Raw genomic sequence first — 20,931 nt, 5'->3', positions numbered from 1 at the left:
ATTATTCCTTGGTGACCCGGTCAATTTCTTGGAGCGAGGTAATGCCCTGCTTAATTTTTAACAGCCCTGACATTCTTAAATCGTTGATGCCTTCAGTTTTCGACAATTCCGCCATTTGCATTGAATTGCCGCCATTCAGGATCAGCGCGCGCATGTTTTCGGTAATCGGCATCACCTGGTAAATCCCCACCCGGCCTTTGTAACCGTTATTGCAATGTTCGCAGCCCACCGGACCGTATACTTTGAACGTACCGATTTCTTCCTTCTTAAATCCGGCCGACAGCAAGGCGCTTTCCGGATAATCGACCTCTTGCTTGCAATGCTCGCACAAGCGACGGGCTAGCCGTTGCGCCATGATCAAAACCACCGCCGAAACGATATTGAACGGTTCGATACCCATCTGCACCAGCCGGTTGATGGTTTGCGGCGCATCGTTGGTATGCAGCGTGGACAATACCATGTGACCGGTTTGCGCCGCCTTGACGGCGATACTGGCGGTTTCCAGATCGCGAATCTCGCCGACCATGATGATGTCGGGGTCTTGCCGCAAGAACGCGCGTAGCGCTTCGGCAAAGGTCAAGCCGGCCTTGGGGTTGACGTTGACCTGATTGATGCCTTCCACGGTGATCTCCACCGGATCTTCAGCCGTAGAAATATTGCATTCGATGCTATTTAGAATATTCAAGCCGGTATAGAGCGATACGGTTTTACCGCTACCGGTCGGCCCGGTGACCAGCACCATACCGTAAGGCTTGTGAATCGCTTCCAAGAAACTTTTCTGCTGATCGGGCTCGAAACCGAGTTTTTCGATACCGATCTGGGCGCTGGTTGGATCGAGAATCCTCAAAACCACTTTTTCGCCGAACAGCGTCGGACAGGTATTGACCCGGAAGTCGATCGCGCGATTCTTGGAAATCTGCATCTTGATCCGGCCGTCCTGCGGCACCCGCCGCTCGGCGATATCCATTCTCGACATGACTTTCAGTCTGGAAATAATCCGGTTAGCGATGCCGACCGGCGGACTGGCCACTTCCGATAAGATGCCGTCAGCCCGGAAACGGATGCGGAATTTTTTCTCGAAAGGTTCCATGTGTATATCCGACACCCCGCGCTTGATCGAATCGAGCAGGATTTTATTCACAAAACGAACAATAGGCGCATCGTCAACATCGGAACCCATCGCTTCTTCAGCAGGCCGATCATCGCCAGCGGAAATATCGATATTGTCAAGATCGTCGTCCAACAAATCCTTCATCGACGTATCGGCCGCTTCCAGCGCCTTGTCTATCATTTTGATCAGTTTGTCTTCTTCGACCAAAATGTTTTCGGTATTGTGACGCGTATGGAATTTGATCTCGTCCAGAGCCTGAAAATTGGTCGGATCGGCGGTCGCCACGAATAAGCGGTTACCGCGCTTGAACAACGGTAAGGCATGATGTTGACGGATCAATTTCTCGCTGACCATTTTGATCGGCAAAAACGAAATATCGATCGCATCCAGATCGAAAAACGGCACACCGAATTCCGCCGACGCCAACGACGCCACGGTTTTACTGTCCGTGTACTTATTCTCGACCAAATAGCTAATGAACGGCTGCTTGCGTTTCTGCGCCTCCTGTAGACAGGTTGCCGCTAAGTCCTCAGTCAGCAAGCCTTGTTGAATCAGGCATTTGACCAAGCCGCTGAAATGGATGTTTGAAGATGCTGTCGCCATGAAAAAAAGTCTGGATTGGTTTTACTGCAACTAAGTGCTGCAACTATAGATGAAGTAAGGATTTTATCCAACCTCACCGAACGTTGCTTAAGACCCGGACAGAACAGCATAGGGGCGCCGACAGTCAATTCACTGAAACTCCGCGGCAAATATCGACCTGCCACCAGCACGAAAATCGTGCCGATGGCAGGCAACAACAATCAGATTTCGTGATAAATCGCCGCGCCTTCCTTCAGGAATTGCTCCGACTTTTCTTCCATACCCTTCTTCAGCGCTTCCGCTTCCTCCAAGCCTTTTTGCTCGGCGTAGTTGCGCACGTCCTGGGTGATTTTCATCGAGCAGAAATGCGGGCCACACATCGAGCAAAAATGCGCGACTTTCGCGGACTCTTTCGGCAAGGTTTCATCATGGAAAGAGCGGGCTTTTTCCGGATCCAGCGCCAGGTTGAATTGATCATCCCAACGAAATTCGAAACGCGCCTTGGACATCGCGTTGTCGCGAATCTGCGCGCCGGGGTGGCCTTTGGCCAGATCGGCGGCATGGGCGGCGATCTTGTAGGTGACGATACCTTCGCGGACGTCCTGCTTATTGGGCAAACCCAAATGTTCTTTTTGGGTGACGTAGCACAGCATCGCACAGCCGTACCAGCCGATATTGGCCGCGCCAATCGCCGAGGTGATGTGGTCGTAGCCGGGCGCGATGTCGGTGGTCAGCGGCCCCAAGGTGTAGAAAGGCGCTTCGAAGCAGTCTTCCAATTGCTTGTCCATGTTGACCTTGATCATTTGCAACGGCACGTGGCCGGGGCCTTCGATCATGGTTTGCACGTCGTGTTTCCAGGCGACTTGAGTCAACTCGCCCAGGGTTTCCAGTTCGCCGAACTGGGCGGCGTCGTTGGCGTCGTAAATCGAACCCGGACGCAAACCGTCGCCCAATGAGAACGACACGTCGTAGGCCTTCATGATTTCGCAGATTTCCTCGAAATTGGTGTAAAGGAAGCTTTCGGTATGGTGAGCCAGACACCATTTCGCCATGATGGAACCGCCGCGCGAGACGATGCCGGTCAGGCGTTTGGCGGTCAATGGCACGTGATGCAGACGGACGCCGGCATGGATGGTGAAATAATCCACGCCTTGTTCGGCTTGTTCGATCAATGTGTCGCGGAAGATTTCCCAGGTCAGTTCTTCGGCTTTGCCGTCGACTTTTTCCAGGGCTTGGTAAATCGGCACGGTGCCGATAGGCACCGGCGAATTGCGCAAGATCCATTCGCGGGTTTCGTGGATGTTTTTGCCGGTCGACAAGTCCATGATGGTGTCGGCGCCCCAGCGGATGCCCCACAGCATTTTCTCCACTTCTTCTTCGATGGAAGAAGTCACCGCCGAGTTGCCCAGGTTGCCGTTGATCTTGACCAGGAAGTTGCGGCCGATGATCATCGGTTCCAGCTCCGGATGGTTGATGTTGGCCGGGATGATGGCGCGGCCTCTGGCGACTTCGTCACGAACGAATTCCGGGGTGATGAAGGATTGAATGTTGGCGCCGTAGGAAAAGCCTGGATGCTGGCCTTGGTAACGGTCGCGCATCGCTTCCAGATTCTGATTTTCGCGGATCGCGATGTATTCCATCTCTGGGGTGATGATGCCTTTGCGGGCATAATGCATTTGCGAGACGTTATGGCCGGCTTTGGCGCGGCGCGGATTGCGGGTCAGTTCGAAACGCAAATGCGCGGTCTTGGGGTCGTGCAAGCGCTCGTGGCCAAATTTGGAAGTCGGGCCATTCAAAACTTCGGTATCGCCGCGTTCTTCTATCCATTTATTACGTACCGAGCCCAAACCTTGATGCAGATTGATATCAACATTCGGATCGGTGTAAGGGCCGGAGGTATCGTAAACGTAAATCGGTGGATTCTTTTCCGCGCCAAAGTGTGCGGGCGTATCCGACAGGTTGATCTGGCGCATCGGCACCTGCATGTCGGGACGACTGCCTGGGATATAGACTTTTTCCGAGGCGGGATAGGAATCGATTCTTATGCTACTGCCGGTATCGGTAGTAATTTCATTGCGGACAGCGCTCATGCTTATCTCCAAAATCTCAATAAATCGCAAGCGCAGGGAAGATAGGGCTTTCCTACGCCGGTGTTAACCGGTTCAGGTTCGAAGGGTTTTTCTCAGCTTTCCGGGCTTGCAGACAACGGAAAGCACCCCTAGCCTTTCAGGTGACTTGCTAAGTTAAATGATAATCGAGCCAATTGCAAGCGCCGCGCCGCGCGCCTTCGCCACAAAAAGCTTATAAAACAATGGGTTTTACACACTCATTACCTGCCACCCCGGCAGTTGTTATCATAGGCCTTACTCGCTACCTCGGATAACAGATTCGCCAATGAACGACTCATCGCAATTCAGCCAACTGGATTTCGGATTTGCGCATTTTCTCAGCGAACGCAGCCCTCTCAGCGGCCCACAAAAAAACCGCTTTGAAGAATTGCTGCTGCGATTATCCGCGCGGCAATCGTCGGGCCATAGCTGCATAGGCATCACCAACGAAGACAGGGACTTGCTCTTGGCATCGGGATTTGCCTCCAGCAACCAAGTCACGCCGCTCGTCGTCGAAGCCGACCGCTTGTATCTGCATCGTTATTGGCAATACGAACAACGCCTAGCCAAACAAATCAAAGCCATATCCCGGCAAAACTTTAGCGTCGCAGATTTGGATAAGACGCTGACAGGTTACTTCCCAAGCAGCGACGACGAAATCGACTGGCAGAAACAGGCCGCCAAATGCGCCGCCAGCCAGGCATTGACTATCATTACCGGCGGCCCCGGCACTGGCAAGACCACTACGGTGCTCAAAATACTGGCCTTGCTGCTGGAAACCGCCGAACAGCCCTTGCACATCGCCTTGGCCGCGCCCACCGGCAAGGCCGCCATGCGCCTGCAAGAATCGATAGCCGGCAACAAGGCGGATTTGCCCTGCCCGCCTGAGCTGAAAGCCCAAATCCCGGAAAAAGCCGGCACGCTACATCGCTTACTCGGCGCGATGCCGCCGTCACCGTATTTCAAACACCACGCCGAGAACCCTTTGCCCTACGATGTACTGGTCGTCGACGAAACATCGATGGTCGATCTGGCCTTGATGAGCAAACTGGTGGATTCCTTAAAACCTGGCTCAAGGTTGATTCTGCTGGGCGACAAGGATCAGCTGGCTTCGGTCGAATCGGGATCGGTATTGGCGGATTTGTCCAGCGGATTGCCGGCACAAACTATCGAGCTGCAAAAATCACATCGCTTTCAAGGGCATATCAAGGCGCTGGCCGACACTGTCAACCAGCAGCAAGCTGAACTCGCTTGGCAATTATTGCAAGACCATAGCCAGCCGACCTATCTGCTTAAGGACGATCCCATCGATTTTATCGTCGAAAACTATTTAGCGTATTTACAGCTGATGGCCGACGGTGCCGATTTTTCTAGCATATTCGCGGCCTTTAACCGCTTCCAAGTGCTGTGCGCCAATCAACGCGGTCATCACTCGGTCGGCGACATCAATCACCGCGTCGAACAAGAATTAGTAAAGCGCAATAAGATTAAATCGAGCAATCAATGGTATGCAGGCAGACCTATCATGATCGCCGCCAATCACGCCGGCATGCAGCTCTACAACGGCGATATAGGCTTGTGCTTAAGCGACGTCGAAAACGAAGGCCAATTACGCGTGTTTTTTCCGCGCGGCGATGGCAGCATCAAAAAACTACGGCCGGGTCGGCTACCGGCCTGTGAAACGGTGTTTGCGATGACCATCCACAAAAGCCAGGGCTCGGAATTCGAGAGCGTGCTCATCATGCTGCCGGATAAGATCAATCCGGTGCTGAGCAAAGAGCTGCTCTATACCGCGATTACCCGCGCCAGGAAGACGGTCGCCATCGCCACGCATCAAGCAATATTGACCGCCACTATTGGCCACAAGGTGTTACGAGACAGCGGCCTAGCCGCTAAGTTGGCAACAGCGAACATGGAGTAATAAACGAATGACATCGATTAAAAAGCGCGGCAAGCGACTGCTGACCGATATAGAAGAATCGGCAAATCAGCTCGCTTTATTGAGCAGCGACTTGAGCTTGCTTAAAGAAATTTATGACTTGGCGCGGGGAGTACAAGAAAGCATAGACGGATTGAACCACGAACTAGCGGGCTTAAAGAAAGCGGAATTCAGCACCAAGCTGGCAAATTCAAAAACGCTGGCCGATTTGGAAGAGTTGGTGGATAACGATGCGATGAGCGCACTGGAACAGCGCTTGTTTGAGGCACAACCCGACATGGAGAACAGCGAAGTCGGCCTGTTTTTGCAGCAAGTCCTGGCAAAAATCGAAACGCTGTACACACCGCTCTTGGAATCCATCCAGCAATTAACCGCCTTACCGGATGAAGAACAATGAAAGAGAATCAGTGACTGCGTTGCACCGAAAAGCGCGCCAGAGCTTCCAGCGCCCGTTTGTATTCCGATTCGGGTAGACATTGTAACGCATCGATCGCCTGTTCGGCTGCGCGGTCCGCGCATCGCTCGGTATATTCAATCGCGTTGGTGGCCTTAACCACCTCATAGACGTCGTTGAACGCCTCGCGCGAGCCGTGGCGAATCGCATCGACCACGATTTTGGCTTGTTGCTCGTTGCCGTGCTGGATCGCATAGATCAGCGGCAAGGTCGGCTTGCCTTCCGCCAAGTCGTCGCCAAGATTCTTGCCCAACTCTTCGCTATTGGCTTTGTAGTCCAGCGCATCGTCGATCAATTGAAACGCCACACCTAATTGTTGGCCATAAATCGCCAAGGCATTTTCGATTGCCGGATCCGCCTCGGAAATCACCGCCGCCAAGCGGGTAGCGGTGCTGAATAAAATAGCGGTTTTACGGGCGATCACATCCAGATATTTTGCTTCGGTGGTATCAGGATTATTGCAGTTCAACAATTGCAATACTTCGCCTTCGGCAATCGCGGTGGTGGTCTTGGACAGAATTTCCATGACCCGCATTTTGCTGGTGCGCACCATCATCTCGAAAGCGCTGGAGTACAGATAATCGCCGACCAGAACGCTGGCAGCATTCCCCCACACCGCATTCGCGGATTCCTTACCGCGCCGCAATACCGATTCGTCGACCACATCGTCGTGCAGTAGCGTGGCGGTATGAATGAATTCGATGACGGCGGCCATGATCAGATGATGATCGTCAACCTTGCCGAGCGCTTTGGCGGCCAGCAATAGCAACATCGGCCGCAATCGCTTACCGCCGTTGCCGATAATGTAATGACCAATTTGATTAATCAGCACAACATCGGAGCTTAGTTCGTCCAAAATCAACCGGTCGACAGCTTGACTTTCCGCGCTGGTTAAATTTTTAATCGAATCGAAGTCTATAGTGACTGAAGCTGGCGTTGAAACTTTAGCTATCATGTAATGTTGTGAACTTGTCGCTCGGTAGCGTATAACGTGAATAACCGGTCATCCTATGAAGAATAGCAGGTAGTGTCAATAGCACCTACTTTAACAGCTTATTGTGCAATTTGTTTTAACCGGAATTTATGTTTGACTGCACTCTAATTTAAAAATATAATCCTCTGTTCACTTTTAACAGATTATGCTTGATGGAGCTTACGCTGATGTATGCGGTAATTCAAACAGGTGGTAAACAGTATCGGGTCGCAGAGGGTACTACCTTAAAAATAGAAAAACTTGAGTTGGGCGCCGGCGACAGCGTAGAGTTCGACAAAGTGCTGATGGTTCAATCAGGTGACTCTGTAAAAGTAGGTCAGCCATATGTCGAAGGCGGCAAAGTGACTGCAACCGTAGTTTCTCAGGGCAGACACAAAAAAGTCAGAATCATCAAATTCAGAAGACGTAAGCACCACATGAAACAACAGGGGCATCGTCAATACTACACAGAAATCCAGATCACTGGCATTTCTGCATAATAGCGAGGATAGAAAATGGCTCATAAGAAGGCAGGCGGTAGTACTCGTAACGGTCGCGACTCTCAGGCGCAGCGCCTTGGCGTTAAACGTTTCGGCGGTCAAGTGGTTAAAGCGGGCAACATTCTGGTTCGCCAACGCGGCACCCAATTCCACCCCGGCACCAACGTAGGTATCGGCAAAGATCACACCTTGTTTGCGACAATCGACGGCAAAGTGGTTTTTGAAGAGAAAGGCCCTAAAAACCGCAAATACGTCAGCATCGCAGCAGCGTAAATTTCTTGGCTGTGCGGTTTTTGCACAACTGAAAAGAAAAGCCTCGTTTTCAGCGGGGCTTTTTTGTTTATATCGACTGGACAATCATGAGATTTGTTGACGAAGCGGAAATCCGCGTAGAAGCAGGCGACGGCGGCAATGGCAAAGCCTCATTTCGCCGCGAAAAATATATTCCCTTAGGCGGCCCGGACGGCGGCGACGGCGGCGACGGCGGCAGCGTCTACCTGGTGGCCACCGAAAACGTCAACACGCTGGTCGATTTCCGTTATCACTCCATGCACCGTGCCCAACGCGGCCAGAATGGCGGCAGCCGCGACTGCACCGGCAAGAAAGGCGACGACTGTTTCGTCCCGGTACCGCCCGGCACTATCGTTTACGAAGCCGACACCGGCGAAAAAATCGGCGACTTGACCAAACCCGGCCAACAATTATTAGTTGCCAAGGGCGGGTTTCACGGCCTGGGCAACACTCGCTTCAAGAGCAGCGTCAATCGCGCACCGCAGCAAACCAGCAAAGGTTCGGCTGGCGAACACCGGATGTTGCGCCTGGAATTGATGGTCATCGCCGATGTCGGCTTGCTGGGCATGCCCAATGCCGGCAAATCCAGCCTGATCCGCACCGTATCGTCCGCCCGCCCGAAAGTCGCCGACTACCCGTTCACCACCCTGCACCCCAATCTCGGCGTCGTGCGCGTCGACGATTTGCGCAGCTTTGTGATTGCCGATATTCCTGGCGTGATCGAAGGCGCCGCCGAAGGCGCCGGACTTGGCTTGCAATTCCTGAAGCACTTATCCAGAACCGGCTTATTGTTGCATATCGTCGACATTGCCCCGTACGAAAGCGATGAAACGCCGATCAGCGCCGCGCGCAAAATCATCCACGAAGTGGAAAAATGGAGCGATGACCTGGCCAACAAACCGCGTTGGCTGGTGTTAAACAAAATCGATAATGTGCCGGACGACGAAGTCGAACAACACTGCCAAGCCATCGTCGACGAACTGGGCTGGACCGGCCCGGTATTTTTGATTTCTGCATTAAAAAATCAAGGCACCCAAGCGTTGATGTACGCGATCATGGACTTCCTCGACCAACAAAAAGCCCAGCCAACATTAGAGCAACAGGAGTTGCCCAGTGAGCCGATCTGAGTTTTCTCAAGCCAAACGGGTTGTCGTCAAGATCGGCAGCTCCCTGCTGACCGACGGCGGACGCGGCCTCAACAAAGCCGCCATTGCCAACTGGGTCGCGCAAATGGCCGCGCTCAGACAACGCGGCATCGATGTGGTATTGGTATCCTCCGGCTCGGTCGCGGAAGGCATGTCTCGTTTAAAACTAAAAGCCCGGCCCAAAACCTTACATGAGTTGCAGGCCGCCGCCTCGGTCGGCCAGATGGGCTTGGTCAGACGCTTTGAAGACGAATTTCAAACTCACAACTTGCTGGCCGCACAAGTTCTGTTAACCCACGACGATCTTTCCGACCGCCAACGCTACCTAAATGCCCGCAGCACCTTGCTGACACTGCTAGACTTTGGCGTCGTGCCGGTCATCAACGAAAACGACGCGGTCGCCACCGAAGAAATCCGTTTCGGCGACAACGATACACTAGGCGCCTTGGTCGCCAACCTGGTGGAAGCCGATCTGCTCATCCTGCTTACCGACCAAACCGGCCTATTCGACGCCAATCCCAGTCTGCATCCAGACGCCAAATTGATTTCCAGCATCAGCGTCAACGAAAGCCGGCTCGACGAAGTCGCCGGCGGCAGCATCAGCGGCCTGGGCCGCGGCGGTATGTACACCAAGGTCCGCGCCGCCCGCCTAGCCGCTCGCTCCGGCGCCGCCACTGTGATCGTCTCGGGCAAGATCGACAACGTCGTCACCGGCGTATTCGACGGCAAAGAATTAGGCACTTATTTAATCCCGAATATCGCGCCGCTAGCAGCCAGAAAACAATGGCTGGCCGGACAATTGCAACTCAAGGGCAGCGTCACGCTGGACGACGGCGCGGTGAAAATTTTAAAAGACGCAGGCAAAAGCCTGCTGGCGGTCGGCGTCAAATCCGTACAAGGCGTGTTTCAACGCGGCGATTTGGTATCTTGCCTGGATTTGAAAGGCCAGGAAATCGCCCGTGGCTTGATCAATTACGGCTCGGAAGATGCAGGCAAGATCGCTGGCAAATCCAGCGGCGAATTCGAAGCCTTGCTGGGTTACGCTGACGAAGACGAATTAATCCATCGCGACAATTTGGTTCTAGTCTAACTCAGCCGGCTGGGCAGATCGGCCCAGCCGGCATGTCACGCTCAAGTTGAATCACAATATCTGTTATCAACATTTTAAAGGCACAGACAAATAAAACAGGGGACAAAATAAGGAACATTAGCTCGGAATTTTTCTTTTTACCCCTTGCCGCCGATTAAAGCTGTCGCTACTTGAACAACTGCAAGTAGTCTTCAAACAGATACATTTTGCCTCGTTTGCCGCCGGTGATTTCTTTCAATATGCCAAACTGCTCCAAATCGGCAATCAGTTTGTACGCTGACGCGGCGGATATTTCTGCCACTTCGCCGACCTTGGAAGCATCGATCATCGGACGCTGGTATAAATAATGAATCACTTTTTGTGCATTGACAGCTCTGCTGCCCAAGGTCTGCACTTGGCTATCTACAATCTTTTGCAGCTTCAGAATATTGTCAAAAGCGGTAATGCTGTTTTGTGCAGTTTCGATAACGCCAACCAGAAAAAATTTGAACCATTGCAGTAAGTCGTTTTTTTCCCTTACCCGCATTAGATTGTCGTAATAAAGTGAGCGATTGCGTTCGAAAAAATCCGACAGATACAACACCGGTTTTTTCAATATCCCTTTGCTCACAAGATACAGCGTAATCAATAACCTTCCTACGCGGCCATTGCCGTCCAAAAAAGGGTGAATGGTTTCGAACTGGTAATGCACCAAGGCAATTTTCAGCAACTCAGGAAAATACTGAACATCGTTATGCACAAACAGCTCAATGTCGCCGATTAACCCACTGATCGACGTATGCACTGGCGGCACGAACACAGCATCATTAAGTGTTGCCCCACCTATCCAATTCTGGCTAAGCCGGAACTCGCCCGGTTGCTTATGCTTGCCGCGCACGCTCTGCATCAGGGTTTTATGAGTCTCACGGATTAAGCGAGCTGAAAAAGGCAGCGTCTGCAAATTCGCAATCGCTTCATTCATCGCTGCCACATAGTTTTGCACTTCTTCCCAGTCATCCCGTTTATCCAATGCAACATCTTCCTGCTCAAGCAACGCTTCCTCCATATTGGTCTGCGTGCCTTCGATCTTGCTGGATTGAGTGGATTCCTTCAGTACATGCATGCGGATGAATAAATCAATATTGGGAATGTGGTCCGAATACATATCCAGCCTACCCAATTCCCTATCCGCCTGCCCCAGCAATTGAATCAACTCCATGTTATCCAACACCCAAGCGCGATTGATGGTGCTCGGCTGGAAACTTTTATAATGTGTTTGCTGGACGATTTGCCCCGCCTTAAAATTTTTCATCGCCTTGGCTTTCCCCAGAAACTAAAACAACCTCACTTGATATTTTAGATTTTACGAAAAAACTAAAATAGCATAAACCACTATTTCAGTTTGCAGCACTCTCATGCTGTGCCAACTGTATTTTTGTGGGACTCTCTAGCACAAAAAAAGCCCGCATTCCTTATAGAATGCAGGCTTCCTGGCTGCCCTGGAACTTACCGAAACAGTATCAGGTATTCTGAATCACAATATTCGGAAACCTGCCACTGTAATCCCTAGCCCGCATCGCCAATTTGGCTGCCATCTTACGGGCAATCGCCTTATAGATTTGCGCCGGCCTGCCATCCGGGTCGGCCACCACGGTTGGCCGACCGCTATCGGCGTATTCGCGGATATGAATATCCAAGGGCAAGGAACCCAATAAATCGATCTTATTTTTGGCCGCCATCGCGACACCGCCGCCCTGACCGAAAATCGCTTCCTCGTGCCCGCAGTTGCTGCAAATGTGGATACTCATGTTTTCCACTACCCCCAATATCGGCACATTAACTTTTTCGAACATCCCCAAACCGCGTTGCGCGTCGATCAGCGCTATATCCTGCGGCGTCGTGACGATTACCGCGCCGCTCACCGGAATCTGCTGCGCCAGGGTCAATTGAATATCGCCGGTACCGGGCGGCAGATCGATAATCAGATAATCGACATCCTGCCATTGAGTTTGATTCAGCAACTGCTGCAAGGCGCCGGTAACCATCGGCCCCCGCCAAATCATCGGCTGATCCGGATCGATCAAATAGCCGATCGAAATGGTTTGCACGCCAAACGAAATTTTCGGCAACATACTTTTGCCGTCGGGGCTGTCGGGCTTACCGGACAATCCCAGCATGGTCGGAATGCTGGGGCCGTATATATCCGCGTCCAAAATCCCGACCGTGGCCCCCTCGGCCGCCAATGCTAACGCCAAATTCACCGAGGTAGTGGATTTACCGACTCCGCCCTTACCGGACGCCACCGCGATGATGTTTTTCACATTCGGCAAGGGCTTCAAGGCTTTTTGCACCGAATGCGAAACAATATTAAAGCTAACCGCCACATCGAGCTTGCCGATACCCGGCAAGGCTTGCAACCGCTGAATAATCGCCGCTTTCAATTCCTCGACATAGCTCTTAGCCGGATAGCCAAGCTCGATGACGACGCTGACATCATTGCCATCGACGCTGATTTTCTTAACGGATTTCGCCGAAACCAGATCGGTTTCGACATTGGGATCGATAAAGTTCTTAAGTAAATTTTCGACAGCTGCTTTGTCAATGCTGGCCATGCAAGACTCCGTGATAGGGGAAATATTAACCGAGTAAATTAGTGCGGCAATGATAGCACCTTAAGCTCGCGGCATTAAGACCGGACAACAAGCAACAAATCAGTTTTTTATTGCATAAGAATGCCTTATCGTAATAACTTAACAAACACTATGAATATTTAATTCTTAATTAAGCTCTAATTCCACCTTCATCTGATTTTAATGTCGACCGCTTATTTTCAATGATTCAGCTCCATAACCGTCCGTGCCTATCATGATCATGCCAATTGTCATTCAAAACCGCGCTGTTTCTCCGCTACCGCTGGCCATCGTTGCGGCCTTGAGCATGTTGCTCAGCGGTTGTCAGAGCTTAGCGATTTTCTCGGACAGCCAGCCGGAACGCATCGTTTTGAATTCAAAACCCGATCACATTGCCAGTCATGAGTTTAATCTGGACGCCGAGCAAGGCATGGTCGGCACGTTAGCCAGCATCACCAGCCGCGAAAACGACACCTTGTCCGACATCGGCCGTCATTACGGCCTGGGCTTCAACGACATCACCATCGCCAACGCCGACCTCGATCCGTGGACCCCACCCGCCGATCAGACAGTCCTGCTACCGCTGAGTTTTGTGCTGCCCGACGCGCCCCGCAAAGGCATCGTGCTGAATCTGGCCAATATGCGGATGTTTTATTACCCCAAAAACCAAGCCAGCACCGTGTTGACATACCCGGTCGGGATCGGTCGCCAAGGTTGGAATACGCCATTGGGACAAACCCAAATCGTCGCCAAAAAAGCCAATCCGGACTGGACAGTGCCGGAATCGATTCATCGCGAACATCAGGCGCTGGGCGATCCGCTGCCGAAAGTAATCCATGCCGGCCCGGACAACCCTTTGGGTAGTTATGCCATGCCTTTGGGTTTTAACGGTTATTTGATCCACGGCACCAACAAGCCATATGGCATCGGCATGCAGGTTAGCCACGGCTGTGTGCAGCTATATCCGGAAGATATCGAAGTGTTGTTTAGCAAAGTCGATGTCGGCACTGCGGTGCGCATCGTTCATCAGCCCTATCTGGCCGCCTGGCAAGAAGATATGTTGTATCTGGAAGCCCACCATCCTCTGGAGAAATGGGAAAAACAACAAAAGCAGCTGCAAAAAGAGATTCGTAAAAAACTACAACAACTAGCCGCCGAAAAGCAGGCGACAGTGGATTGGGCCAAGGTTGAACGCATCCTGCAACGCGCCGACGGCGTACCGGCACCGGTATTGACGGAAAGCGCCGACCTGCCCGATATGATCGCCAATGCGGTACAACTGGCGCATCCTGAACAATTTTACGGTCAACCGGTGATCGACGAATTAAGCGATAGCGACTGGTCGATTCTGGCGGCCAATTTCGAAAACGAAACCGATGCGCAAAAACTCGCCGCGATGCTCAACCACCAGGGCCCGCCGATTCCGGCCCGTAAAGTCGCCAAAGATGGTAATTACCAAGTCGTCGCCGGACCATTTAAGAACAAAAAGGAAGCCAAAACCGTGGCACAGCGCATCAAGTTAAATTTCGATATGGAAGTTAAAGCGCTAGAGCCGAAACAAGTATCCAGAAACTAGCATGATCAAGCGGTCGGCAACCTGTAAATGAGTGCGTTTGCCCGTTGCACGACAAACGGCAAACGCACTGCGGATAAGCCAAAGGAAGACTCTTATCCGATAACCGCTTTAAGTAGCGAGAGCTGACGCCTAAAAGGCAGGACAAAACCTGCCAGGCTAATTGCCGCCTTTAAAAGTGATTTCCAACGCATGCAAGGCATTCACGCAATTTTCGCTGCCTTGCAGATTGGGATTGTCGTGACAGGTTTGGTTTTGGGCGCGGGCTTCCTTGATATTAGCGACATACCAGGCGACGGTTTTGACATCCCCACTATCCGGCTCATTGGCGTTAGTGACGTTCAAAACGGCGGTTGAACCCAATGCAATAACGGCGGCAGCTAATATTAAAATACGTGCTCTGTTCATAAAGACTCCTTGACTTAGATTTTCGGGACAGTTAAATCTCATGCCGGTCCGCATGAGGTGGCGTTAATCTAGCAAAGATGCCTAACGTTTAAAATGTGGCCGATTGCCGCGCGTCAATATGTCTCGACAGTGCGTCATATCACACAATTTCTGAAAATCAATCGCTTAAGCCGCTGACAAAAAGCGTTAACAAAACAGATAAAACTCGTCTGCTTAACCGAAGACTCGAGCAATAGGGAAGAAAGGGAGGCGGCGCAAACAGCCTGAGGCTATATTGCGCCGGAGATATTACTTGATTTTGACCAGTTCCTTGCCATCACTGGAGAAACGGCAGATACCCGCCGCGAAATAACCGCATTCTTCGGATTGTTCCAGTTTGGCGCCGTTTGGCGTCAGGTGAATCTTAATAGAACAAGAACGGGCTTCGCCCTCGATATGTTTTTTCAATACCAATTCGTTTTCGCCGACGCTTTTTGCTTCATCGGATACGTCTGCAGAACAAGCATTTTTGCCGGCTTCGTCGACATTCGGCTCGAAATCCACGTCAACGCTGGCAGTAATCTCTTTACCCAGCGTCGTGATTTTTAAATGCTGAACATGGTTGCCGTCGCGTAACAGATAGTGGTCGGTAGCGGCACTTACAGTACCGGACGCCAGCATCGCGACGGCCAGAAACAAGGTTTTTTTCATGAGGTTACCTCTTCTTATTGGATTGAATGGTTCAAAAATGGATAAGGCCCGAGCTGACGGCATGTCACTAGCGATAGGCTCCGGCACGATTGTACCTTACTGCCCCACATAACCAAAGGTTCGAAAATACCGCTCGTTGCCGTGGCCTGGGAGCGACAAACAAATGGCCGGCGGTCGCCCAAACCATGAAACCCCAGGCAATTTATGCCATAATCCGCCCTCATTTTCCCAGGCTGTTTTAACCCCATGTCTAACCGAAAAATCCTTGTTACCAGCGCCTTACCGTATGCCAACGGCCCTATCCATTTAGGCCACCTCGTCGAATATATCCAAACCGATATTTGGGTCCGCTTTCAAAAACAGCGTGGACACAATTGCTATTACGTTTGCGCCGACGACACCCATGGCACGCCGATCATGCTCAGGGCAGACAAGGAAGGCATTACCCCGGAACAACTGATCGCCGCTGTCGAACAACAGCATCGCGCGGATTTCCAGGAGTTTGGTGTAGCATTCGATCAGTATCACAGCACGCATTCGTCGGAAAACAAGGAATACTCGGCACTGATCTATAAACGCCTGCGCGACGGCGGCCACATCAGCCAACGCAGTATCACCCAGGCTTACGATCCGGTTAAAAACATGTTCCTGCCGGACCGTTTCATCAAGGGCGAATGCCCCAAATGTGGTGCGGCCGACCAATATGGCGACAACTGCGAAGCCTGCGGCGCCACCTATTCGCCCACCGAACTGAAAAATGCCGTCTCCGCCATCTCCGGCGAACGCCCCATCGAAAAAGACTCCGAACATTATTTCTTCGAACTGGGCCATTTTGCCGAGATGCTGCGCGCCTGGACCACCGCCGGCCACTTACAGCCGGAAGTCAGCAACAAGATGGCGGAATGGCTGGAAAACGGCCTACAACAGTGGGATATATCCCGCGACGCGCCCTATTTCGGCTTCGAAATTCCGGACGCACCGGGCAAGTATTTTTACGTCTGGCTGGACGCACCGATCGGTTACATGGCCAGCTTCAAACATTTTTGCGACCGCCAAGGTCTGGATTTCGACAGCTTCTGGCAAAAAGACAGCGATGCCGAGTTGTACCATTTCATCGGCAAGGACATCATCTATTTCCACGCGCTGTTCTGGCCGGCCATGCTGCATGGCGCGAATTTCCGCACGCCCAGCGCCATTTTCGCTCACGGCTTCCTGACCGTGAACGGCGAGAAAATGTCCAAATCGCGCGGCACCTTCATCAAGGCCCGCACCTATCTGGACCATCTGAATCCGGAATATTTGCGCTATTACTTTGCCGCCAAACTCAGCGCCGGCGTCGACGACATCGACTTGAACTTCGACGATTTCAGCCAGCGGGTTAACTCGGACCTGGTCGGTAAAGTGGTCAACATCGCCAGCCGTTGCAGCGGTTTCATCGCCAAGCGTTTCGACGGCATGCTGTCCGCAGAATGCTCCGAGCCAGCTTTGTTCCAGCAATTTGTCGACGCCAATAACACCATTGCCGATCTGTACGAAAACCGTGAGTTTGGCAAGGCAATGCGGGAAATCATGGCGCTGGCCGACAAGGCCAATCAGTATATCGACGAAAAAAAACCCTGGCTAATCGCCAAGGAAGAAGGCAAGGACACCGAACTGCATGCGGTATGCAGCATGGGTGTGAATCTGTTCCGCATGCTGGTGGCTTATCTGCGCCCTGTGATTCCAACATTGGCGGCCAATGCCGAAAGCTTTCTAAATATCCCGGCGCAAGGCTGGCCGAGCGCAGCCGAGCCGCTAATGAATCATAAAATCAACGCCTTTACGCCGTTGATGACACGGGTAGAGCCGGACAAGATCGCCGCGATTGTGGAAGCCTCCAAGGAAAATCTGGAAAAAACCCCGCCGGTAAAAGCCAAACCCGCCAAACCAGCAGCAGCCGAGAGTAAACCAGAACTGGTGGCTAAAGCGGTATCCGAACCGATTGCCGAAGCCATCGAAATCGAAGACTTTGCCAAGATCGACTTACGCATCGCCCGCATCGTCAAGGCCGAGTCGGTGGAAGGTGCCGAGAAACTGCTGCAACTGACCGTCGATCTAGGCGGCGAAACCCGCAACATCTTCGCAGGCATCAAATCCGCCTATGCCCCGGAAGACCTGGAAGGCAAACTGACTATCGTCGTCGCCAACCTAAAACCGCGCAAAATGCGTTTCGGCACCTCCGAAGGCATGGTGCTGGCGGCCGGACCCGGCGGCAAAGACTTGTGGGTGCTATCGCCGGACCAAGGCGCCCAACCGGGCATGCGGGTTAAATAGCCTGACAGCTGAAGACAACATGTTTGCTGCTATCGACCGAGCATAGCCGACAGAACAATGACGACATTGAACGATACGCCGCTAGCCGACCAAATCGACGCACTGCTGCCACAAACCCAGTGCCGCAAATGCGGCTATCAGGGATGCAAGCCATACGCCGAAGCGATCAGTGATGGCGCTGCCGACATCAATCAATGTCCACCTGGTGGCGAACAAGGCATCCGACAACTGGCGGTCCTGTTAAATGTGCCCGCCAAGCCATTAAATCCGGCATTCGGCAGCGAGCGTTCGCGTCTGGTCGCCGTTATAGACGAAGCCGTCTGCATAGGCTGCACCAAATGCCTACCGCCCTGTCCGACCGATGCGATCCTCGGCGCTTCCAAACATATGCATACCGTCATCGCCGAGCTCTGCACAGGCTGCGAACTTTGCGTCGCTCCCTGCCCTGTCAATTGCATCAGCATGGTAAGCGCCACGCCAGCATATTGGACGCAAAGCGATGCGGACCGCTCCAGAAACCGCTATTACGCCAAAAACCGCCGCCTCGCCAAACAGGAAGCCGAAAAAGCCGAACGCCTGAATCGGCAAAAACAGTTATTAGCGAAACTAAACAAAGCAAAAAACGGCGATTAATCCAGGATGGACAATGACTTTAGCGCCATTTACTCTTATAATGGCCAGCTTATCTAAAAGCGCCCGTAGCTCAGCTGGATAGAGCGCAGCCCTCCGGAGGCTGAGGCCAGAGGTTCGAATCCTCTCGGGCGCGCCATTTTGACATTCACCCCACGTGATGCTTTTTGCCCACAAAAGCCCATTTGTCCATCTGGGTTTTAGCTTGTCACAAATTAGAAACTGCGGTTAGCGAAAGAAGAATTTCAATACTTTCTGTCAACAACCGAAAGCAGTATTTCAACAAATTTAAAGCTCTCACCCGCCTTTAACCTGGAATTATTCATCGACCGTTTTTTGGTCGAACCTTACTCTTCTGACTGTGGGCGACCTAGAAATACCGCCAAAGATTGCGGGTGTGGTAAAAGCTGCTTTTCCGGTCCATCCCCGCGGGTGCGGGGAACGCGTTAGTTGTAACTCGCCGACTTGTGATGCTTGCGGTTCATCCCCGCGGGTGCGGGGAACGCCACTTATACTGCTAAGCCCTTGGTTCATTGATCGGTTCATCCCCGCGGGTGCGGGGAACGCTTGGTTTTCGCCGCCGCCGTGCCGACAAACGCCGGTTCATCCCCGCGGGTGCGGGGAACGCGATAAAGGGCACGGCGTTAACCTTCCAGGTGCCGGTTCATCCCCGCGGGTGCGGGGAACGCAAACCATGCGCGCTCAATATGCCAAAGACCGGCGGTTCATCCCCGCGGGTGCGGGGAACGCATTCCGGCAGAACAGCAAGCTCAATTAAAAGGCGGTTCATCCCCGCGGGTGCGGGGAACGCATCCCGGTTCTCCCCGGCTCGCGGCGACAATACGGTTCATCCCCGCGGGTGCGGGGAACGCAAGGTAACCGCGCGTGAGTTTTCTCGTCGTAACGGTTCATCCCCGCGGGTGCGGGGAACGCTGCGATACGGCGATATGATTTGCCCAAGAACGCGGTTCATCCCCGCGGGTGCGGGGAACGCGTAGTCGCGTTGGCGAAAGCCGATTTTTTCGGCGGTTCATCCCCGCGGGTGCGGGGAACGCTGATCGCATTGGAATCGCATGTATTCCGCCAGCGGTTCATCCCCGCGGGTGCGGGGAACGCCCGACGTAACGAATCACCCGCTGTTGACTGATCGGTTCATCCCCGCGGGTGCGGGGAACGCCTGCCCGCCGACATCCTGGAGCAGCTGCAAGCCGGTTCATCCCCGCGGGTGCGGGGAACGCGCGGATTAAAAAGGAGCGGCCGGCATGATTAACGGTTCATCCCCGCGGGTGCGGGGAACGCAAAGCCGCGCTGGAGGAGATGAAACGCGCCGGCGGTTCATCCCCGCGGGTGCGGGGAACGCAGCCCCAGTGATCCCATTGCCTCGCGGAAAGACGGTTCATCCCCGCGGGTGCGGGGAACGCGCTCGGTGCTGCGCAACCTGATTTTCATGAACCGGTTCATCCCCGCGGGTGCGGGGAACGCGTAATTCATCGTGTTCGGAATCGAGATAGATTCGGTTCATCCCCGCGGGTGCGGGGAACGCTTATCCTGCAACGGCTACCAGCTGCGGCGCGGCGGTTCATCCCCGCGGGTGCGGGGAACGCGGCACAGCCAGCGCCCAAGCCTCATAATCGGCCGGTTCATCCCCGCGGGTGCGGGGAACGCTTTGCTGAGCATTTGTGTTTTGATGGGTTTGACGGTTCATCCCCGCGGGTGCGGGGAACGCGGAAGGCAAGTTTGTCTCTGCCGTAGAGGGCGCGGTTCATCCCCGCGGGTGCGGGGAACGCTGCCTGATTGAAGATTGGGTAAGCAAAGACGACGGTTCATCCCCGCGGGTGCGGGGAACGCTCGTTGACGACCTGCCGAATGAATGCTGGCATCGGTTCATCCCCGCGGGTGCGGGGAACGCTTTATGGCGAAACGTGGCCGGCGCTGATCGTTCGGTTCATCCCCGCGGGTGCGGGGAACGCTTTTGGATTGTCTCGCCAGTTGAGTTCGACGACGGTTCATCCCCGCGGGTGCGGGGAACGCCTCCCAACCGTAACAAACGATTGCGGCGTTACCGGTTCATCCCCGCGGGTGCGGGGAACGCGTCGGTTCCGGTGGTCGATCAAAAGTCTAAGCCGGTTCATCCCCGCGGGTGCGGGGAACGCAGCTGCTCAATATGAAGCAGGATTTCAGATGGCGGTTCATCCCCGCGGGTGCGGGGAACGCCTCCGCAAGCTGCGTGAAGTGCTGGCTGATCCGCGGTTCATCCCCGCGGGTGCGGGGAACGCATACTGCTGCAATTAAAGATGCGTTGGCCGGCCGGTTCATCCCCGCGGGTGCGGGGAACGCGTCGGTCGTTGGTTTTCGGGGGTTAATCATGGCGGTTCATCCCCGCGGGTGCGGGGAACGCTTTGGAGACATCCCCATTCCGCGAGCAACATACGGTTCATCCCCGCGGGTGCGGGGAACGCGCTGGGTGATAACGCTCAGGAGTTGATGACAACCGGTTCATCCCCGCGGGTGCGGG

16 protein-coding genes, 1 tRNA gene, 1 CRISPR repeat array and 1 riboswitch (1 of these 19 cut by a window edge) are annotated in these 20,931 nt (G+C 53.4%); of the genes, 10 read left to right on the top strand and 7 right to left on the bottom strand.

Going from position 1 to position 20,931, the window contains the following annotated elements; all coding sequences use genetic code 11:
- Window position 1: 1 nt before the first annotated feature.
- Both pilB and thiC read right to left on the bottom strand, forming a co-directional pair.
- Window positions 2–1,714, bottom strand: coding sequence for a type IV-A pilus assembly ATPase PilB (pilB, locus tag QZJ86_RS02200; RefSeq protein ID WP_301936066.1), 1,713 nt, complete (start codon window positions 1,712–1,714; stop codon window positions 2–4).
- Between the two features lie 200 nt (window positions 1,715–1,914).
- Window positions 1,915–3,783 (bottom strand): phosphomethylpyrimidine synthase ThiC, encoded by a 1,869-nt coding sequence (thiC, locus tag QZJ86_RS02195; RefSeq protein ID WP_301936063.1) that lies wholly within the window; start codon window positions 3,781–3,783, stop codon window positions 1,915–1,917.
- A 32-nt stretch (window positions 3,784–3,815) separates the two neighbouring features.
- A riboswitch (TPP riboswitch) is annotated at window positions 3,816–3,923 on the bottom strand.
- A 164-nt stretch (window positions 3,924–4,087) separates the two neighbouring features.
- On the opposite strand from thiC, the gene recD reads away from it, so the two are divergent.
- Window positions 4,088–5,722 (top strand): exodeoxyribonuclease V subunit alpha, encoded by a 1,635-nt coding sequence (gene recD / locus QZJ86_RS02190; protein ID WP_301936061.1) that lies wholly within the window; start codon window positions 4,088–4,090, stop codon window positions 5,720–5,722.
- Window positions 5,723–5,729: 7 nt separating this feature from the next.
- Window positions 5,730–6,137, top strand: a complete 408-nt coding sequence (locus QZJ86_RS02185; protein ID WP_301936059.1) for a hypothetical protein — start codon at window positions 5,730–5,732, stop codon at window positions 6,135–6,137.
- Between the two features lie 7 nt (window positions 6,138–6,144).
- Here QZJ86_RS02185 and QZJ86_RS02180 read toward each other — a convergent pair whose 3' ends face one another.
- Entirely contained in the window at window positions 6,145–7,149 is a 1,005-nt protein-coding gene (locus QZJ86_RS02180) for a polyprenyl synthetase family protein (protein WP_301936057.1), read from the bottom strand.
- A gap of 206 nt (window positions 7,150–7,355) precedes the next feature.
- On the opposite strand from QZJ86_RS02180, the gene rplU reads away from it, so the two are divergent.
- The 4 genes from rplU to proB all read left to right on the top strand — a co-directional run bounded on the left by rplU (window position 7,356) and on the right by proB (window position 10,193).
- Window positions 7,356–7,667 carry a 50S ribosomal protein L21 gene (gene rplU, locus QZJ86_RS02175; protein WP_301936055.1) on the top strand — a complete coding sequence of 104 codons (312 nt, stop codon included), beginning with the start codon at window positions 7,356–7,358 and terminating at the stop codon, window positions 7,665–7,667.
- 15 nt (window positions 7,668–7,682) lie between these two features.
- Window positions 7,683–7,940 (top strand): 50S ribosomal protein L27, encoded by a 258-nt coding sequence (gene rpmA / locus QZJ86_RS02170; protein WP_205452929.1) that lies wholly within the window; start codon window positions 7,683–7,685, stop codon window positions 7,938–7,940.
- Between the two features lie 86 nt (window positions 7,941–8,026).
- The gene (gene cgtA, locus QZJ86_RS02165; protein WP_301936049.1) at window positions 8,027–9,085 is read left to right on the top strand and encodes an Obg family GTPase CgtA; all 1,059 of its coding nucleotides are present in this window, start codon (window positions 8,027–8,029) and stop codon (window positions 9,083–9,085) included.
- Window positions 9,072–10,193 (top strand): glutamate 5-kinase, encoded by a 1,122-nt coding sequence (gene proB, locus QZJ86_RS02160; RefSeq protein ID WP_301936046.1) that lies wholly within the window; start codon window positions 9,072–9,074, stop codon window positions 10,191–10,193. Before cgtA ends, proB begins: the two co-directional genes overlap by 14 nt.
- A gap of 166 nt (window positions 10,194–10,359) precedes the next feature.
- On the opposite strand, the gene QZJ86_RS02155 is transcribed toward proB, so the two are convergent.
- Window positions 10,360–11,484, bottom strand: a complete 1,125-nt coding sequence (locus QZJ86_RS02155) for a Fic family protein (protein WP_301936044.1) — start codon at window positions 11,482–11,484, stop codon at window positions 10,360–10,362.
- 208 nt (window positions 11,485–11,692) lie between these two features.
- Entirely contained in the window at window positions 11,693–12,784 is a 1,092-nt protein-coding gene (apbC, locus tag QZJ86_RS02150) for an iron-sulfur cluster carrier protein ApbC (RefSeq protein WP_301936042.1), read from the bottom strand.
- A 259-nt stretch (window positions 12,785–13,043) separates the two neighbouring features.
- Here apbC and QZJ86_RS02145 point away from each other — a divergent pair, with 259 nt between their 5' ends.
- Window positions 13,044–14,378 (top strand): L,D-transpeptidase family protein, encoded by a 1,335-nt coding sequence (locus tag QZJ86_RS02145; protein ID WP_301938875.1) that lies wholly within the window; start codon window positions 13,044–13,046, stop codon window positions 14,376–14,378.
- Window positions 14,379–14,534: 156 nt separating this feature from the next.
- On the opposite strand, the gene QZJ86_RS02140 is transcribed toward QZJ86_RS02145, so the two are convergent.
- Window positions 14,535–14,783, bottom strand: a complete 249-nt coding sequence (locus QZJ86_RS02140) for an EexN family lipoprotein (RefSeq protein ID WP_301936040.1) — start codon at window positions 14,781–14,783, stop codon at window positions 14,535–14,537.
- A 288-nt stretch (window positions 14,784–15,071) separates the two neighbouring features.
- Window positions 15,072–15,473, bottom strand: coding sequence for a hypothetical protein (locus QZJ86_RS02135; protein ID WP_301936039.1), 402 nt, complete (start codon window positions 15,471–15,473; stop codon window positions 15,072–15,074).
- A gap of 246 nt (window positions 15,474–15,719) precedes the next feature.
- Here QZJ86_RS02135 and metG point away from each other — a divergent pair, with 246 nt between their 5' ends.
- From metG to QZJ86_RS02120, 3 genes are all read left to right on the top strand, one after another.
- Window positions 15,720–17,786 carry a methionine--tRNA ligase gene (gene metG, locus QZJ86_RS02130; RefSeq protein ID WP_301936038.1) on the top strand — a complete coding sequence of 689 codons (2,067 nt, stop codon included), beginning with the start codon at window positions 15,720–15,722 and terminating at the stop codon, window positions 17,784–17,786.
- A 57-nt stretch (window positions 17,787–17,843) separates the two neighbouring features.
- On the top strand, window positions 17,844–18,419 hold the full coding sequence (locus QZJ86_RS02125) for an RnfABCDGE type electron transport complex subunit B (protein ID WP_301936036.1): 576 nt from the start codon (window positions 17,844–17,846) through the stop codon (window positions 18,417–18,419).
- Window positions 18,420–18,478: 59 nt separating this feature from the next.
- Window positions 18,479–18,555: transfer RNA gene (locus tag QZJ86_RS02120), tRNA-Arg, on the top strand.
- Window positions 18,556–18,832: 277 nt separating this feature from the next.
- Window positions 18,833–20,931: a CRISPR direct-repeat array (repeat unit 29 nt; unit sequence CGGTTCATCCCCGCGGGTGCGGGGAACGC) (it continues 1,105 nt past the right edge of the window).

Source organism: Methylomonas montana, from assembly GCF_030490285.1.
In the GTDB taxonomy this organism is placed as follows: Bacteria; Pseudomonadota; Gammaproteobacteria; order Methylococcales; family Methylomonadaceae; genus Methylomonas; species Methylomonas montana.
Note: the sequence above shows the minus strand (reverse complement) of the source record. Positions and strands in the feature narration are given on the sequence as shown.

What these genes read in the sequence shown, in the direction of transcription:
- recD (WP_301936061.1), top strand. Translation starts at nt 4,088, where the DNA reads ATGAACGACTCATCGCAATTCAGCCAACTGGATTTCGGATTTGCGCAT.
- rplU (WP_301936055.1), top strand. Translation starts at nt 7,356, where the DNA reads ATGTATGCGGTAATTCAAACAGGTGGTAAACAGTATCGGGTCGCAGAG.
- QZJ86_RS02185 (WP_301936059.1), top strand. Translation starts at nt 5,730, where the DNA reads ATGACATCGATTAAAAAGCGCGGCAAGCGACTGCTGACCGATATAGAA.
- QZJ86_RS02155 (WP_301936044.1), bottom strand. Translation starts at nt 11,484, where the DNA reads ATGAAAAATTTTAAGGCGGGGCAAATCGTCCAGCAAACACATTATAAA.
- QZJ86_RS02180 (WP_301936057.1), bottom strand. Translation starts at nt 7,149, where the DNA reads ATGATAGCTAAAGTTTCAACGCCAGCTTCAGTCACTATAGACTTCGAT.
- rpmA (WP_205452929.1), top strand. Translation starts at nt 7,683, where the DNA reads ATGGCTCATAAGAAGGCAGGCGGTAGTACTCGTAACGGTCGCGACTCT.
- metG (WP_301936038.1), top strand. Translation starts at nt 15,720, where the DNA reads ATGTCTAACCGAAAAATCCTTGTTACCAGCGCCTTACCGTATGCCAAC.
- QZJ86_RS02145 (WP_301938875.1), top strand. Translation starts at nt 13,044, where the DNA reads ATGCCAATTGTCATTCAAAACCGCGCTGTTTCTCCGCTACCGCTGGCC.
- QZJ86_RS02125 (WP_301936036.1), top strand. Translation starts at nt 17,844, where the DNA reads ATGACGACATTGAACGATACGCCGCTAGCCGACCAAATCGACGCACTG.
- cgtA (WP_301936049.1), top strand. Translation starts at nt 8,027, where the DNA reads ATGAGATTTGTTGACGAAGCGGAAATCCGCGTAGAAGCAGGCGACGGC.
- pilB (WP_301936066.1), bottom strand. Translation starts at nt 1,714, where the DNA reads ATGGCGACAGCATCTTCAAACATCCATTTCAGCGGCTTGGTCAAATGC.
- QZJ86_RS02135 (WP_301936039.1), bottom strand. Translation starts at nt 15,473, where the DNA reads ATGAAAAAAACCTTGTTTCTGGCCGTCGCGATGCTGGCGTCCGGTACT.
- apbC (WP_301936042.1), bottom strand. Translation starts at nt 12,784, where the DNA reads ATGGCCAGCATTGACAAAGCAGCTGTCGAAAATTTACTTAAGAACTTT.
- thiC (WP_301936063.1), bottom strand. Translation starts at nt 3,783, where the DNA reads ATGAGCGCTGTCCGCAATGAAATTACTACCGATACCGGCAGTAGCATA.
- QZJ86_RS02140 (WP_301936040.1), bottom strand. Translation starts at nt 14,783, where the DNA reads ATGAACAGAGCACGTATTTTAATATTAGCTGCCGCCGTTATTGCATTG.